At 68.8% G+C, this 15131-nt stretch carries 14 protein-coding genes, 7 tRNA genes and 1 other RNA gene; 2 read left to right on the top strand and 20 right to left on the bottom strand.

Translation table 11 applies throughout. From position 1 onward, the window contains the following. The first annotated feature begins 105 nt into the window (after nt 1-105). Nucleotides 106-1311, top strand: coding sequence for a threonine synthase (locus J2Z79_RS12635; protein WP_209467254.1), 1206 nt, complete (start codon nt 106-108; stop codon nt 1309-1311). On the opposite strand, the gene J2Z79_RS12630 is transcribed toward J2Z79_RS12635, so the two are convergent. Continuing rightward, nucleotides 1308-2573: a nickel pincer cofactor-dependent isomerase, group 22 gene (locus J2Z79_RS12630; RefSeq protein WP_209467253.1), complete on the bottom strand. Its 1266-nt coding sequence runs from the start codon at nt 2571-2573 to the stop codon at nt 1308-1310. The genes J2Z79_RS12635 and J2Z79_RS12630 overlap by 4 nt on opposite strands. 156 nt (nt 2574-2729) lie before the next feature. On the opposite strand from J2Z79_RS12630, the gene J2Z79_RS12625 reads away from it, so the two are divergent. Beyond that, a tRNA-Leu gene (locus J2Z79_RS12625) sits at nt 2730-2814 on the top strand. Nucleotides 2815-2960: 146 nt separating this feature from the next. Here the strand turns inward: J2Z79_RS12625 and J2Z79_RS12620 are convergent. From J2Z79_RS12620 to J2Z79_RS12530, 19 genes are all read right to left on the bottom strand, one after another. Continuing rightward, on the bottom strand, nt 2961-3152 hold the full coding sequence (locus J2Z79_RS12620; protein WP_209467252.1) for a DUF378 domain-containing protein: 192 nt from the start codon (nt 3150-3152) through the stop codon (nt 2961-2963). A gap of 446 nt (nt 3153-3598) precedes the next feature. After that, a tRNA-Lys gene (locus tag J2Z79_RS12615) sits at nt 3599-3673 on the bottom strand. Between the two features lie 40 nt (nt 3674-3713). After that, a tRNA-Gln gene (locus J2Z79_RS12610) sits at nt 3714-3789 on the bottom strand. 5 nt (nt 3790-3794) lie between these two features. Then, nucleotides 3795-3871: transfer RNA gene (locus J2Z79_RS12605), tRNA-His, on the bottom strand. Nucleotides 3872-3902: 31 nt separating this feature from the next. Beyond that, nucleotides 3903-3978: transfer RNA gene (locus tag J2Z79_RS12600), tRNA-Arg, on the bottom strand. A 130-nt stretch (nt 3979-4108) separates the two neighbouring features. After that, nucleotides 4109-4182 (bottom strand) — tRNA-Gly (locus J2Z79_RS12595). Nucleotides 4183-4209: 27 nt separating this feature from the next. Next, nucleotides 4210-4286, bottom strand: a tRNA-Pro gene (locus tag J2Z79_RS12590). A gap of 50 nt (nt 4287-4336) precedes the next feature. Continuing rightward, complete coding sequence (locus J2Z79_RS12585) at nt 4337-4840, bottom strand: YfcE family phosphodiesterase (protein ID WP_209467251.1); 504 nt, start codon at nt 4838-4840, stop codon at nt 4337-4339. A gap of 1 nt (nt 4841) precedes the next feature. Continuing rightward, complete coding sequence (rdgB, locus tag J2Z79_RS12580) at nt 4842-5435, bottom strand: RdgB/HAM1 family non-canonical purine NTP pyrophosphatase (RefSeq protein ID WP_209467250.1); 594 nt, start codon at nt 5433-5435, stop codon at nt 4842-4844. Then, nucleotides 5404-6171: a ribonuclease PH gene (gene rph / locus J2Z79_RS12575; RefSeq protein ID WP_209467249.1), complete on the bottom strand. Its 768-nt coding sequence runs from the start codon at nt 6169-6171 to the stop codon at nt 5404-5406. Before rph ends, rdgB begins: the two co-directional genes overlap by 32 nt. A 30-nt stretch (nt 6172-6201) precedes the next feature. Further along, nucleotides 6202-7014, bottom strand: coding sequence for a glutamate racemase (gene murI, locus J2Z79_RS12570; protein WP_209467248.1), 813 nt, complete (start codon nt 7012-7014; stop codon nt 6202-6204). Between the two features lie 156 nt (nt 7015-7170). Beyond that, nucleotides 7171-7626, bottom strand: a complete 456-nt coding sequence (locus J2Z79_RS18945) for a MarR family winged helix-turn-helix transcriptional regulator (protein WP_209467247.1) — start codon at nt 7624-7626, stop codon at nt 7171-7173. 288 nt (nt 7627-7914) lie between these two features. Further along, nucleotides 7915-8292, bottom strand: a transfer-messenger RNA (tmRNA) gene (gene ssrA, locus J2Z79_RS12560). A gap of 43 nt (nt 8293-8335) precedes the next feature. Then, on the bottom strand, nt 8336-8815 hold the full coding sequence (gene smpB, locus J2Z79_RS12555; protein WP_209467246.1) for an SsrA-binding protein SmpB: 480 nt from the start codon (nt 8813-8815) through the stop codon (nt 8336-8338). Between the two features lie 129 nt (nt 8816-8944). Next, nucleotides 8945-11557 (bottom strand): ribonuclease R, encoded by a 2613-nt coding sequence (gene rnr / locus J2Z79_RS12550; RefSeq protein WP_209467245.1) that lies wholly within the window; start codon nt 11555-11557, stop codon nt 8945-8947. Between the two features lie 138 nt (nt 11558-11695). Further along, nucleotides 11696-12199, bottom strand: coding sequence for an inorganic diphosphatase (locus J2Z79_RS12545; protein WP_342589483.1), 504 nt, complete (start codon nt 12197-12199; stop codon nt 11696-11698). Between the two features lie 221 nt (nt 12200-12420). Beyond that, nucleotides 12421-13662, bottom strand: coding sequence for a sporulation integral membrane protein YlbJ (ylbJ, locus tag J2Z79_RS12540; protein ID WP_209467243.1), 1242 nt, complete (start codon nt 13660-13662; stop codon nt 12421-12423). A gap of 194 nt (nt 13663-13856) precedes the next feature. Continuing rightward, entirely contained in the window at nt 13857-14615 is a 759-nt protein-coding gene (locus J2Z79_RS12535) for an ABC transporter permease (RefSeq protein WP_209467242.1), read from the bottom strand. Continuing rightward, nucleotides 14612-15007, bottom strand: coding sequence for an ATP-binding protein DrrA1-3 family domain-containing protein (locus tag J2Z79_RS12530; protein WP_209467241.1), 396 nt, complete (start codon nt 15005-15007; stop codon nt 14612-14614). The genes J2Z79_RS12535 and J2Z79_RS12530 overlap by 4 nt, the downstream gene beginning before the upstream one ends. Nucleotides 15008-15131: the final 124 nt, after the last annotated feature.

The following is a 15131-nucleotide window of genomic DNA, read 5'->3' as shown; positions in this document are numbered from 1 at the left end:
GGGAAGCGGGTGTAGGGATGCCGCACGGCGAGGGCGAAGACAGGTGCATGCGGAAGGTGGCACAGGTTGCCCTTTCCCAACCTGCTGGCATGGAGGCGACGCGCGATGACCTACATGACCCACCTGGAATGCGCCCGCTGTGGCAGGACCTACGACGCGGATCAGATCATGAACCTGTGTGCGTGCTGCGGACCGCTGCTCGTCCGCTACGACCTGAAGGCCGCCGCGGCGGCGGTGCGCCCGGCGGACCTCGCCGGCCGGGTCTCCAGCCTCTGGCGGTACCGGGAGGTCCTCCCCGTCCGCAGCGACGAGCACGTCGTCACGCTGGGCGAGGGCATGACCCCGCTGCTCTCCGTCCGGCGGTTGGGCGAGTCCCTGGGCCTGCCCAACCTCATGCTGAAGGATGAGGGCGTGAACCCCACCGGCACCTTCAAGGCCCGCGGCTCGGCCGTGGGGATGAGCCGGGCGAGGGAGTTGGGCATCCGAAAGGTCGCCATGCCGACCAACGGCAACGCCGGCGGCGCCTGGTCCGCCTACGGCGCCCGGGCCGGCATCGAGGTCACCCTGGTCATGCCGGTCGACGCCCCGGCGATGAGCGTGCTGGAGGCGGTGGCCGTGGGGGCCCGCGCCTACATGGTGCGCGGCCAGATCACCGACGCCGGCGCCATCGTCGCCCGGTCGGCGAAGGCGCACGGCTGGTTCGAGGCAGCCACCCTCAAGGAGCCGTACCGCATCGAGGGCAAGAAGACCATGGGCTACGAGATCGCCGAGCAGCTGGGCTGGAGGCTGCCCGATGCGATCCTCTACCCCACCGGCGGCGGGGTGGGCATCATCGGCATCTACAAGGCAATCCGCGAGATGATGGCGATGGGCTGGCTGCCGGAAGGTGCCCGGATGCCCCGTCTGGTGGCCGTGCAGGCCGCCGGCTGCGCACCGATCGTCAAGGCGTTCCACGAGGGCAGGGAAGCCTCCGAAAGGTGGGAGGGTGCCGAGACCGTGGCGCAGGGGATCCGCGTGCCGAAGGCCCTGGGCGACTTCCTCGTGCTCGAGGCCGTGCGCGCCACCGGCGGCACCTGCGTCGCCGTGCCGGACGAGGATACCCTCTGGGGCCTGCAGCAGATCAGCCGGACCGAGGGCCTCTTCATCTGCCCCGAGGGTGCCTCCCTGGTCGGCGCCGCCCGGAGGCTGCGGGAGCAGGGGTGGCTGCAGCCGGAGGACCGGGTCGTGCTGCTCAACACCGGCGCCGGGATCAAGTACCCGGACATCCTGCGGCCCGAGCTGCCGGTGCTGGAGAAGGACGCGACGATCTAGGCCGGTTCCGGGAGCAGCCGCCCCTCCGGGTCGAACCGCATCGGACCGGGCGGGCCGGCGGCGGTAAGGCCGGGCGAGCCCCCGATCTCCGCCCATACCGCCGGGGAGACCCAGAGCCGCTCCAGCATGAGGGTGTTCCGGATGCGCATCGCCCGCACCCGGTCCGGGGCGGGCCTGCCAAGCGTCCTGAGCGCTGTGGCGATCGCATCCCGGTCGGTCTCGCACACGATCGGCATCCGGGCCCGCTGCACGAAGGTCGCCGTGAGCGTGTTGAGGTAGGTGGTTGGGAAGTCGATCTTGCGCTGGAACCGTCGGGTGATGAAATCGGCCAGCCCCATGCCGTTGGCGTTGCCGTGGGAGGCCTCGGTCAGATCCAGCACGACGATGCGCCGGACGGCCGGATCGCCGTCCGGCACGCCGAAGATGCCGACTCGGCCGATCACGTTGGTGTCCATGCCCGTACCGGCGATGTCCTTGCCCATCTCCTCCACGATCAGCAGGTCCAGCGCCCGGACGGGCAGGCGGGGCAGCAGCGCCCTGGCGCGCTCCAGCAGGGCCATCTCGCGCTCGATCAGCTCGTCGCGCCCGACCGGCACGAGGTCGGCCGTCTCCTCCCGGGCGTTCTCCAACACGGCGATGCCGCCCAGGATGGGCGCCCGCTGCAGGATCACCCGGCCCATCTCGGCCAGGGCGTCGGAGAGCCGCTCCGGGGCGCACGCGTGGAACTGCGCCGCGCCGGCCGGCTTGCCCAGGCCGACCACCATCATCTTCACTAGGCCGCTCTCCAGCCGTCCGCGGAAGGAGGTGTGCGGCTTGATCCGGTTGATCACCAGCACACCGTCGCACGCGGCTGCGAACGCATCGAAGTAGACCGGGCGACCCTCCCCGGTCCGCCCCAGCTCCACCACCTCGACCCCGCCGTGCACCGCGCACCCTACAGCCTCGGGGGTCACGCCGAGGCTCCGCAGGACGGCCAGCTGCCCCTCGGCCGTGCCGCCGCCGTGGCTGCCCATGGCGGCAACCACCACCGGCTCGGCGCCCAACTCCTTGAGGTACCCTGCGGCTGTGCGCAGGATCAGCGGGATGTTCCGGATGCCCCGGCTCCCCGCGGTGATGGCCACGCGCATGCCGGGCCCGACCACCGACCGCAGGCGCAGCCCGTCGAGGGCCGCACGCATGGCCGCCTCCACGTCGGCCACCTCAGGCGCGGCGAAGTGCTGCACGACGGGAATCATCAGCGGCAGGTCGACGCCGTCGGTCATCGCGCTTCCCCCTCCTGTCGATCACGCACGGGTCGAAGGAGTATACGCACCTGACGGCAGGAGTCGACCCTATGGCACGGGCGGAAGCGCTTCCCGTGCAGCGCTTGCGCTTTACACAAACGGCCCGGCTGGGGTAACATATCATGTGCAGCGCATGCGAGAGTGGTGGAATTGGCAGACACGCAAGACTTAGGATCTTGTGCCGCAAGGCGTAGGGGTTCAAGTCCCCTCTCTCGCACCATCCAGAGTTCGCGGCCTATGGGGATGGCCCAACCGATCATCGGCGATCGGCTGGGCCATCGCTGATTAGGGAGCCCGCTGTGCCCGAACGGCCCCCTGCGCGGCGGCACGCCTCCGGAAAGCCCGGAGGCGTGCGCGCATGCTCTCTCAGGTCCGCTGGCGAGTCGTGGCGAAGTCCGCGATCATGGCCACGCCGGCGATGCCGACGAGGGTGTATACGATCCGGGAGATCAGCGACATCTGCCCGCCGAACAGGAAGGCCACCAGGTCAAAACCGAACAACCCGATCAGCCCCCAGTTCAGCGCGCCGATCACGACCAGGAGTCTCGCGATGAACATCCTTCTGCGCCCCCTTCTGCATCTGCCCCTAGGGTGCGCAGGAGCGTCGGCGGGCTATTCCTGTCCCTGCTGTTGGGCCAGTGCGCGGCTCGACACAAGCCGCACCCGGACAGGCTATCGGATGACGCGCCATCAACGCGAACTGCCATCGCTGCCCTCCCCTCCTCGCGGCTGGCAAGTCACAGTGTCTGCGCACTCTCCGCTGCAGCAGCGCCTGCCACGGGACGATCGTGCAGAGAAGGAAGGCCGGATTCATCATACCGCGTCCTGCTGCCACCTTTCCTACCGAGGGCGCAGCCTCAGGACTCCGCCGGCGGCTCGGCGGCCTCCTCCGATAGAGCAGGCTGTTTCACGCCGGTCTCGACACGGCGTACCTGGAGCTCTGCTGCATCTACAGCGCACGTGGCCCCAGGACTGCGTCGGCAGTCCCGGGGCCACGTGGATGATGGTGGGCCATGTTGGATTCGAACCAACGACACCCCGCTTAAAAGGCGGATGCTCTACCACTGAGCTAATGGCCCGACAATCGCAGACCCCCGTCGGGGCGGGAGCCTGCCGTGCTGGCTGGGGCGGCAGGACTCGAACCTACGCATGCGGGAGTCAAAGTCCCGTGCCTTACCAACTTGGCTACGCCCCAAGGTGTGGGCTGACCGACCGGAGTCGAACCGGCGACCTCCAGAGCCACAATCTGGCGCTCTAACCAACTGAGCTACGGTCAGCGTGTGAACGCGGCCGGAACCGGAGGAATGCTGGTGCGCCTGGCAGGATTCGAACCTGCGGCCAACCGCTTAGAAGGCGGTTGCTCTATCCCCTGAGCTACAGGCGCGTCTACAGCACAGGTTAGTTTAGCACAGGGCAAACCGGGGCACAAGGCGCGCCCTGGCGGCAGGGCAGGGGCCGACTTCCAGTCAAGAGCAAAAGAGGACGAAGGTTGTTCGTCCTCAAAACGAACCGTCTGGAGCGGGTGAAGGGAATCGAACCCTCGTAGCCAGCTTGGAAGGCTGGAGCTTTACCACTAAGCTACACCCGCAGTTTGATGGATCGGCCCCTGCCCGGTTGGTCGGGGTGACAGGATTTGAACCTGCGACATCCTGCTCCCAAAGCAGGCGCGCTACCAGACTGCGCCACACCCCGGTCATCCCGCACAAGAGAGTATAGCGTATCGCCCGGCCTGCTGTCAAAAGCTAAATGCTGTCTTCGCCCAGAAACTGCAGGCGGGCGCGGACCTCTCCGCCGGCCAGTTCCAGGACGGCGCAGGAGGGCAGATCGCCCGGGCGCCGGGGCAGGCTCAAAGAGCCCGGGTTGAGCAGCAGCACGCCCCCGACGTCCTCCAGGAACGACACGTGCGAGTGGCCGAAGATCGCCACCCGGGCGCCGGCTTCCTGCGCCCGGTAGAGCACCCGCTGCGGCCCGGACTTCACCCCGTGGCGGTGCCCGTGGACCATCAGGATCCGCACCTGTTCCAGCTCCAGCAGCAGCTCGTCGGGCTCCGTCTCGGGGAAGTCGCAGTTCCCCGCCACCGCCCTCACCCGCGACGGGTCAACCCCAAGGTCGGCGGCGATGCGGGGGGCATCGGAGAGGTGGTCGCCCGCGTGCAGGAGCCAGTCCAGCCGACCGCACTTCTCCCGCATGTCCGGCACGTACGCAAACCGGCGGTGACTGTCGCTGACCACACCGATCCGCAGCACGCTAGCCCTCCTCCAGCAGCGCCGGAAGCCGCTCCAGGCACCGGGCGAGCGCCCGGGCCCGGTGGCTGACGGCGTTCTTCTCCTGCAGCGTCAGCTCGGCCGCCGTCCGGCCGTCCGGCAGCTCGAAGATCGGGTCATAGCCGAAGCCGCCCGTGCCCCGGGGCGCCTCGGTCAGCCGGCCCTCCCACTCGCCCCGGAACAGTTCCTCCCGCCCCGAGGGGAGCACGACCGCGATCACCGACACGTACCGGGCGGTCCGCAGCTCCGCCGGCACGCCCTCCATGCGGGCCAGCAAGGCCCGTAGCCGGTCCTCGTCGCTTCCCGGAACCCAGCGGGCCGAGCGGACCCCCGGCTCGCCGCCCAGCGCGTCCACCACGATGCCCGAATCCTCCGCCAGCGCGGGAAGGCCCGTGGCCGCCGCAGCGGCGCGGGCCTTGATCAGCGCGTTCTGCTCGAAGGTAGTACCCGTCTCGGCCACCTCGGGCGCATCGGGGTCGAGCCCGATCACCTCGATCGACCGACCGGCCAGGAGGTCGCGGAACTCCCGCAGCTTCCCCGGGTTCTTACTGGCCAGCACCAACCGCCTGTCCGACAAGGGAACCGACCTCCGCTCCCAGGGCACCGAGGCTGTGGCGCTGCGCCGCCACCAGCTGCCGGATCCCGCTCTCGGCCAGAGCCAGCAGCTCGTCCAGCTGCCGGCGGCTGAACGGCCGCTCCTCGCCCGTGCCCTGAATCTCCACAATCCCGCCGGACCCGGTCATCACCAGGTTCAGGTCGACCGCGGCCCGCGAGTCCTCGCCGTACGCCAGGTCCAGGAGCGGCACGCCGTCGACCACGCCCACCGACGTCGCCGCCAGGTAGTCGCTGACGGGCAGTCTGGCGATCAGCCCGGCCCGGCGCAGCCCGTCCACCGCATCCACCAGGGCGACGAAGGCTCCGGTGATCGCCGCGGTGCGGGTGCCGCCGTCGGCCTGGATCACGTCGCAGTCGATCAGCAGCGTCCGCTCGCCCAGCGCCTTGAGGTCGACGACGGAGCGCAGGGACCGGCCGATCAGCCGCTGGATCTCCATCGTGCGGCCGCCCTGCCTGCCGCGTGCGGCCTCACGGCCGGCCCGCTGCCCCGTTGCGCGGGGCAACATGCCATATTCGGCGGTGATCCAGCCTTCTCCTCTTCCCTTCAGGAAGGGCGGGACCCGGTCCTCCACCGTGACCGTGCAGATCACGCGGGTATGTCCCACCTCGATCAGCACCGAGCCCTCGGCGTGCATGTTGTAGTTGCGCGTGATGGTGATGGGGCGCATCTCATGGGGCATCCGACCGTCCTGCCGCATCCCGTGGCCTCACTCCTGCTCTGTCTGGGCTCAGATCTGTGCGGCAGCGCCCACGCCCCCCGGCCACAGCCGGTTGGCGACCTCGAGGAAGCGCTCCGGGTCCCCCGTGGTGAAGGCCCGCCGCTCACCGGGGGCGGGCCCCGGGTTGCGGAGGCCGCGCGCCTCCAGGAGATCGGCAACCTGCGCCGCGGTGGCCTGGCCGGGGTCCACCAGCCGCACCCCGGGGCCCACCACGTCGGCGATCACGGCCGCCATGTGGGGGAAGTGGGTGCAGCCCAGCACCAGCGTGTCGACCTGCTCGGCGAGAATCGGCGCGAGGCACCGCTCCACCTCCGCCCGCACCTCGGGCCCGGAGATGACCCCCTCCTCGGCGCGGATGACGAGGATGGGGCAGGCCTGCTGGATGACCCGGGCGTCCGGGCGAATCGCGCGGATCGTGCTCGGGTAGATGCCCGAGTCGCAGGTCCCCTGCGTGGCCGCCACTCCGATGCGGCCGGTGGTCGAGACCCGGGCCGCCATGGCGGCGCCGGGCTGCACGACCCCCAGCGCGGGCACCGGGAACGCCGCGCCCTTCAGCAGGTCGATGGCTGCCGCTGTGGCCGTGTTGCAGGCCACTATCACCAGTTTGCAGTTCTGCTCGACGAAGAATTCCATGAAACGCAGGAAAAAGGACCGCACCTCGGCCAGCGGGCGGGGACCGTAGGGAAAGTGCGCGGTGTCGCAGGCGTAGAGCAAGTTCTCGTGGGGCAGCAGCTCGGCGACCGCCCGTGCGACGGTCAGCCCGCCCTCCCCTGAGTCGAAGAAGCCGATGGGCCTTGCGGTATCTTCGGTGGTGCCGGTCATGCTGGGGTCTCCTCTCGTGCTGCTGCATCCCGCTGCGGATCTGTAGCTGCCATCGCTATCGTACGGGTTGGACGCTGCCGCCATACCACGAGTTTCCCGTTGAAGGCGCGGCAGGCGCCGCCCCGCCGGGGGCGGCGCCTGCCCCTTTACGTGCCGCTAGCCCTGAACGTCTCGGGCCAGCAGCGCGCTGAGCTCCTCCAGCGTTCGGATGATGCGCGCCTTGTCGCTTGCGCCCAGGCCTGCCATGGCGGTGGAAAGGTACGCCTGACGAGCCTCGAGAACCTGCTCGATCAGTTCGCTGCCCTTCGGCAGGACCCGCAGCCGGATCACCCGGCGGTCGGCGGTATCGCGCACCCGCTCGATCAGACCGTTTCGCTCCATGCGGTCGATCAGATCGGTCGCGGTGCTGCAGGCGAGGTACATCTTGGCGCACAGCTCACCCATGGTCAGCTCCCCGTGCTCCCGCAGCACCAGGAGCGCATCGAACTGCGGGCTGGTGATGTCGAAGTTCCCCAGGATATCGCGCCCCCGCTTCCGCAGGAGTGCCCCCACCTCTCTGAGGAGCTCATCGATCTCCGCCACCTGCTGGTTCACCGAAGGCCTTGCAAGCACACCCTGTCCCCCCCACTGGAGTCCTTCGCCAAGGTCTTCATGTACCATGGGATTTCAGGTTCCGGGAACGTAAGCGCCCTGAAAAGCCCATGGTCCTAATGTTGGCGGAGGGGAACGCATTCTCCTGCTCATCCCCCCTATTCTCTAATACGTGCCCCTATTCAGTTTGGTTCACATGATCTAAATAGGTTGTCGTGGAAAGTTTGCACCAACGAGGTTGCGCAGCCCGCAGGGTCCGCATAGGAAAACGCGCCCCGCGGCCTTCGGCCACGGAGCGCAGCTGATGTCTGGTGGAGGCGGCGGGCTCTGCCTCCCGCGTCCGAAAGAGCTTCAAACAGGACGTCTCCGAGCGCAGCCGTCACTTTGCGTCTCGCCCGGGATGCCGCCTGACGGCGGGCTGCAGCCCGGACCAACCGCAGCAGGTTCCTCGCCTCCCGGGTCCGCGGTCACCCCGGGAGGAACAGCCCGTTGCTTTGACGCTACAACCCCGGCGCACGGCGCCCACAGTCCGGAGGAGCGATCGCGGCGTTACGCCGCGTGCTGCTTACGCAGCGAGAGCAAGATCGTCGTTGGCACTTAAGCCTTGCGGCCTGTTTAACGAGGCCTGCCGCCACCTCGGCTCGCTGTCCTGGATGAATCCTCCCCCGTCGAACCTGATTCGCCCCCGTGTGTTGGCTGGGCCGCCCCAGCGTGTGCCAACCGGACAGGATCAGTCGTCGTACTTGCCCCGCAGGGCACGGGCCATCTCCTGCTTCACGTCGCGGGCGGCGATGTCCTCGCGCTTGTCGTAGGAGCGCTTGCCCTTCGCCAGCGCAAGCTCGACCTTCACTCTGCCTTTCTTAAAGTATAACCGCAGCGGGACCAGCGTGAAACCCTTCTCACGGACCTTTCCGAAGAGGCGCTGGATCTCCCGCTTGTGCATCAGCAACTTGCGCGGCCGGAGCGGCTCGTGGTTGAACCGGTTGGCCTGCTCGAACGGGCTGATGTGGCAGTTGTGGAGGAAAATCTCGCCGTCCTTGATCTGCGCGTAGCTGTCACGCAGGTTGACCCGTCCGGCGCGGCAGGACTTGACCTCGGAACCGACGAGAACGATCCCGGCCTCGTAGGTCTCCTCCACGAAATAGTCGTGGCGGGCCTTGCGGTTCTCCGCGATCGGCTGAATCTCGTCACCGGTCTTTCCCTTGGCCATGTTCTCACCCCGCCCGGAAGCTTAATTATGCCACGTACCGCATGTTACGTCAAGCTCCGTATTTTTCCACTTCGTCAGCGCACCCAGGAAAAGGCTCCCGGTCTGAAACGCAGCCGGGAGCCTCTGCCATCACCCGTTGTCACCGTTCCGCTTGCGGGCCTCCGCCCGCCGCCGCGGTCGGCGCGCCAGCCGGACCGGCCGCTGGGCCTCGCCGTGGGGGGCGTCATCGTCGTCTGCCGCGGGCCGGCTCAGCGAGAAAGGGTTGTTCACCGTGGGATCCGCGGCATCCCGCGCCCGGAGCCTGTGCTCGGGAACAGGAAGGCCCCACATGTCGAACCGGCCACTGCCCTTCGCCTGGGCGTGGAGCTTGACCACCTTGTGCTCGCGCTCGGGCTGATCCGACCGCTCCTGCCGCCTCAGCGCTGTCTCGGCTGAACCGGCCGCCTCAGCACGGGCCGCAGGCGCCTCGCGGGACTCGGCTGCCTTCGCCTTGCCCGACGCCTTCCGCCGCCCCTTGCGCTTCGGCCGCTCGGGCTCGGGCCTGCCGGCGGCCGCCGCCTTGCGGGCGGCCCGCTGCCGCCCCGCGCGGCCCGTGGCGACCACGGTGTGGACCTCGGTGTCGGCATCCAGCGCGAAATCGATCTGCCGGTTGTCCACATCCACCTTCAGGACCCGCACCACGACCCGGTCGCCCAGGCGGAAGCGGCGCCGGGTGCGCTCGCCGATCAGCGCGTAGTGCTCGCTGTAGAAGTGGTAGTAGTCGTCGGTGAGGGTGGAGATGTGCACCAGGCCCTCCACGGTGTTCTCCAGCTGCACGTAGAACCCCCACTGGGTCACGCCGGAGATCACGCCGGGGAACTGCTGGCCGATCTTGTCGGACATGAACTCGGCCTTCTTCAGCTCGATGGTCTCCCGCTCGGCCTCCATCGCGACGCGCTCCCGCTCGGAGCAGTGCCTGGCGGCCTCGGGCATCGTCCGTTCCCACCGCGCCCGCAGCTTCCCGGGCAGCCCCCGCGGGTGCAGGAGGTGGGCCCGCAGCACCCGGTGCACCACCAGGTCAGGGTAGCGGCGGATCGGCGAGGTGAAGTGGCAGTAGTGCTCGGTCGCGAGCCCGAAGTGCCCCTCCGGCTCCTCGCTGTACCTGGCCTGGCGCATAGTGCGCAGGAGCACGGAGCCGATCAGGCCCTCCTCCGGGCGGCCCTGGCACCACTCAGTCACTTTCTGCAGGTCTGCGGGGGTGACGGAGCCGTCCCGCGGCAGCCGCAGGTTGTAGCCGAACAGGCCCAGGAACTCCCGCAGCCCGGCGATGCGGTCCGCCGCCGGGGCCTCGTGGACGCGGAAGAGCAGCGGAAGGCCCCGTGTGGTGCAGTGCTCGGCCACGGTCTCGTTGGCCACGAGCATGAACTCCTCGATGATGCGCTCCGCCGTGCCGCGGTCGACGCGCCGGACCTCCGTGGGCCAGCCGCGGTCGTTCAGATGCACCTTCGCCTCCGGCAGGTCGAAGTCCAGGGCGCCGCGCCGCATGCGCCGCTCGCGCAGAACGGCCATCAGGCTGGCCATCTCGCGGCAGAGCGGCACCAGCGCCTCCAGCCCCTTCTCGGCCCCGGGCTCGCCGCCCAGGATCTGGTTGACACGCGTGTAGGTGAGGCGCGCCGCGGTGCGGATCACCGAGGGGAAGATCTCGTAGGACCGCACCTTCCCCTCCCCGTCGATCTCCATCACGCACGAGAGGGTGAGCCGGTCGACGCCCGGGTTGAGCGAGCAGATGCCGTTGGAGAGCCGGGGCGGCAGCATCGGCACCACCCGGTCGGCGAGGTAGACGGAGGTGCCCCGCCTGTAGGCCTCCCGGTCCAGCGCCGAGCCCTCGGCCACGTAGTGGGCCACGTCCGCGATGTGCACGCCCAGCTGCCAGCGGCTCTTGCCGAGCCGGACCACGCTGACCGCGTCGTCCAGGTCCTTGGCGTCCTCGCCGTCGATGGTGACGATCGTCCAGGAGCGCAGGTCGCGCCGGTTGCTCTCCTGGACGGCCTCCGGCGTGACCTCCTCGGGCACCTGCTCGGCCTCCCGCAGCACGTTGGCCGGGAAGGCCTCCGGAAGACCGTACTTGCGGATGACGCTCACGATGTCGACGCCGACCTCGCCCTTCATCCCCAGCCGCTCGACGATGCGCCCCTCCGCGCCGCGCCGGGCGTCGGGCCACTGCACGATCTGCACGACGACCTTCTCGCCGCTCCTGGCGCCGTTGGTCATGCCCTTGGGGACGTAGATGTCCTCCGGCAGGCGCTTCTCGTCGGGCACGACGTAGGCCAGGTGTTTGGTCGCCTCGAAGGTGCCCACGACCCGGGGGTTCGCCCGCTCGAGGATCCGGATCACCTCGCCCTCCCGGCGGCCGCCGCTCAGCGCGGGCGGGGTGATGCGCGCGATGACCCGGTCGTTGTGCCAGGCGCCGTTCAGCGCCTCCCGACCGATGAAGAGGTCCTCCACGCCGGGCTGGTCGGAGACGACGAAGCCGAACCCCCGCGGGTGCCCCTGAAGCCGCCCGACCACCAGGTTCATCCGCTCGGGCGCGCCGTAGCGCTCGGTCCGCGTTCGCACCACCTCGCCCGCGCGCTCCATCTGTTCCAGGGTCTTGCGCAGCTGCTCGTGCTGCTTCTCCGGGATGCCCATCGCCTGCGCCAGCTCGGTGAAGCCCAGCGGCTTGTACGCCTTCTCCCGGATGAACTCTGCGATCTGTTCTCTCACGTCATTACCACCTTGCCATCTGGGCGCCCGCGTTACCGTCTATCGTGCTCGAAACTCAGGGGCCTCATGAATGCGAGGGCGGCGATCCTGCCCGCACCGGAGCCCGGCCGCCGCACCCTGTCATCCGCTGTGCCCCGGTCACCTCTTCCGCGCAGAGGCCCGGGCGTAGTTTTCCTGTGCGGCCCTCAGTCTGGCCAGGGCCGCTTCACGGCCGAACCAGCCGTTGATGACAGTCTGTTTCCCCTCAAGGTCCTTGTACGTCCTGAAGAAGTGCTCGATCTCCCGCAGCCGGTGCGGGGGCACCCCGTCCAGGTCGGTCACGTGCGCGTAGCGGGGATCCCTGGACGCAACCCCGAGCAGCTTGTTGTCGACCCCCTTGTCGTCGGCCATCTCCAGGACGCCGATCAGGCGGGCATCCACGATGCAGCCCGGCAGGGTCGGATTGGAGACCAGGATGAGGATGTCGATCGGGTCCCCATCCTCCTCCAGCGTACCCTCGATGTACCCGTAGTCCGCCGGGTAGTGGACGGGGGAATAGAGCACCCGGTCCAGGCGGAGAAGGCCGCGCTCCTTGTCAAGCTCGTACTTGTTCTGGCTGCCTGCAGGGATCTCGACAATCGCCTCAACCTCACCATGCGACACCGGTAAGACCCCTTTCGCAGCATTTGGAGCCTGGTTCCACGTTGCCATTATAGTAAGGCATCAAACGGCAAGCAAGCCGCCGGTGCGCGCGGGCGCTCCCACGGCTTGCTTCGCATGCCCCCCTGCCCCTGTGCCTGACCAGCCCGGTACCCGGCCCCTCCGGTGTCCAACGAACTCGGTGCCGAGCAATGTACCCAACCAACTCGTGCCCGACCAGCGCGTCACCGACGCGCGTAGAAGTACGCCCAGCGCAGCCCGCCGGTCAGCGCGGCGGCGGTCACGCCGACCAGCGCCAGGCCGAGCGGGACGGCCAGAGACCAGCCCGCACCCCGCACCAGATAATCCAGGAAGGAGACCCGCCAGAGCCCGTCCGGCAGGCCGCCCAGGGCGGGCAGCACGCGGGCCATCCCGAGACCGGGGATCCTCGCCGTCGGGAGCAGGACCAGCGTGGCGATGAACGCCAGCACGGCGTGCAGCAGCCGGGCGGCCACGTACGGGCCCATGCGGATGTCGGTGCCCGTCAGGACGCTGGCCACCTGGCCGTGGACGGACAGCCCGCTCCAGCCGATGATCGCCCCCGCCACGGCGACCTGCTGCACCAGCGGCGCACCGGTGGCCCGGGAGGCGGCGAGCGTGCCAAGGTCGACCTCCAGCAGACCCGTCACCGCGGCCCGGACCAGGGCGGGGTCGATGCCGAACAGGCGGAAGAGCGACTCGAACGGCGCGGCGAGGTACGGGAAGACGCCGGACACGTCAATCATGCGGGCGATGGTGGAGAAGAGGATGATGTAGCCGCAGATGAGCGCCATGGTCTTGACGGAGTCGGTGATGGCATCGCCCAGCATCTGGCCCACGGGCCGGCCGTCCTCCCGGCGGGCCCTGATGAGCGCCTGCACCGCCCGGCTCAGCATGCTTCCCTCTCGCCGGGGCTCAGGGGTGTACTCGGTCTCGTTCAGGCCGTAGAAGCGGAAAGTCAGCCCCACGAGGAGGGCGGCGATGTAGTGGGCCAGGGCCATCGTGCCGCCGAGCGCGGGCATGCCGAACATGCCCACCGCCACGGCCCCCCAGATGAAGAGGGGGTCGGCGGTGTTGGAGAAGGCCAGCATGCGCTCACCCTCGACCCGGGTGCACATGTTGCCCCTGCGGAAACGGGCGGTGATCACCGCGTCCATGGGGAAGCCCGCGGCGAGCCCCATGGAGAGCACGAACGCACCCTCGCCCGGAACGTTGAAGAGGGGGCGCATCAGCGGCGTGAAGAGAACCCCGATGAAGTGCACCACCCCGAGCCCCAGCATCATCTCGCTCAGGATGAAGAAGGGCAGCAGCGAAGGGAAGACCACCGTGAAGAAGAGGTTCATCCCGTCCTTGGCCGCCTCGAGCGACTCCTTGGGGTAGATCACCAGTGACAGGGTCAGCATGACCACCGCCGCGGCCAGGGCCAGGGTGGGTAGCTTGCCTCGCATGGGGCACCTCCGGAATCAGAGTGGCACGTCCCACCTGGGACGTGCCACATACTTATGTGCCTGATGCGGTTCCCATGCGGCCCCCGGGGGCTTCAGCCATACGGTCTGCTTCAGCGCTCCCCGGGAAAGAACAGCGCCGCCAGCCGATTGCGGACCGGCTCAAGTCGGGGCGGTATGGCGGCCGCCGCAGGGCGTCACTCGATGGCCGTGTTGATGGAGAGGACGGCCAGACAGAGCATGACCACGAGGAACAGCGCCAGGCCCAGGACGTCCGTCCACAGCGGGGCGCGGCCGGCCGCGAGCATCCGGATGATATCCGACGCGAAACTGAGCGGGTTCACCTGCGCCAGCCACCGCGTCGCCGCCAGGCCCTGGGCCGGGTTGTAGAAGACCGACGACGTGAGCATGATCGGCAGACCCAGCAGGTTGACCGCCAGGTTGAAATTCTCCTGACTGCGGATCCGGCACGCCAGGACGACCGACAGGAGCGTCCACGCCACGGCGGAGACCATGACCACCAGGAGGCTGCCCGCCACGCCTGCAGGCCCGCCGCCAAGCATCTCCGGCGCGGTGAAAGCGACCATGCCCCAGATGATCGCACCGACCGCACCGGCCCGGAGGGCGGCATTCCCGCACAGGCCGACGATGAGCACGAACCGGTGAATCGGCAGGCCGAACAGCATCTCGAGCTCGCCGGTCAGCTTGTCGATATAGATGGAGACGCCCACTCCGTTGCCGATGGAGACCGAGGTCACGGCCATCAGCCCCGGCACGACGTAGGCCAGGTAGGGCATCGACTCGCCGCGCCACGCGATGGCCGGCAGCGTCGCGGCCATGGAGGGGGCGAAGATCAGGAGGTATATGACCGGCGACAGCAGGTGGTTGATGATGGCCCGCGGGGACTTCAGCCCGACGTGCCACTCGCGCAGGAGCGCCACCAGGACGGGGCTCATGCCTGACCCCCCTTTACGACGTGCAGGTAGATATCCTCCAGGGAGGGCGGGCGGATATCGATGTGGGTGAGCCGGCCCCCCTGGTTCATGACCGCCTGAACCAGCTCCGGCAGCGGCGCCCGGTCACCCCTGACGAGCACCGTCACCCGCGGAAGGCTCTGCGTTCCCTCTGCGATCAGGTTCTCGTCCTTCCACCTGCCCAGGATCGCCTCGACGGCTTCAGGCGTGAGGCCCGTGACGGACATCTCCACCCGAGTGATGCCGAGGCGCGCCTTCAGCTCGTGCAGGGGGCTGTCGAGTGCGAGCTCGCCGTTGAACAGCAGCGCAACCCGGTTGCAGAGCGCCTCCGCCTCCTCCATCACCTGAGTTGTCAGGAAGATCGTCGCACCCATCCGCCTGGCCTCGAGGATGCTGTTCCACGTCTGTGTTTGATCAAGAGATTGGGAGCCACTTTGATCATCAAATAGTGAGCCACCTGCCAACCCTACGGGGCCGATTTGGTTTCCATTGCGGTTT

Source organism: Symbiobacterium terraclitae (assembly GCF_017874315.1).
GTDB lineage: Bacteria > Bacillota > Sulfobacillia > Symbiobacteriales > Symbiobacteriaceae > Symbiobacterium > Symbiobacterium terraclitae.
This window is presented reverse-complemented; position numbering and strand designations above follow the sequence as displayed.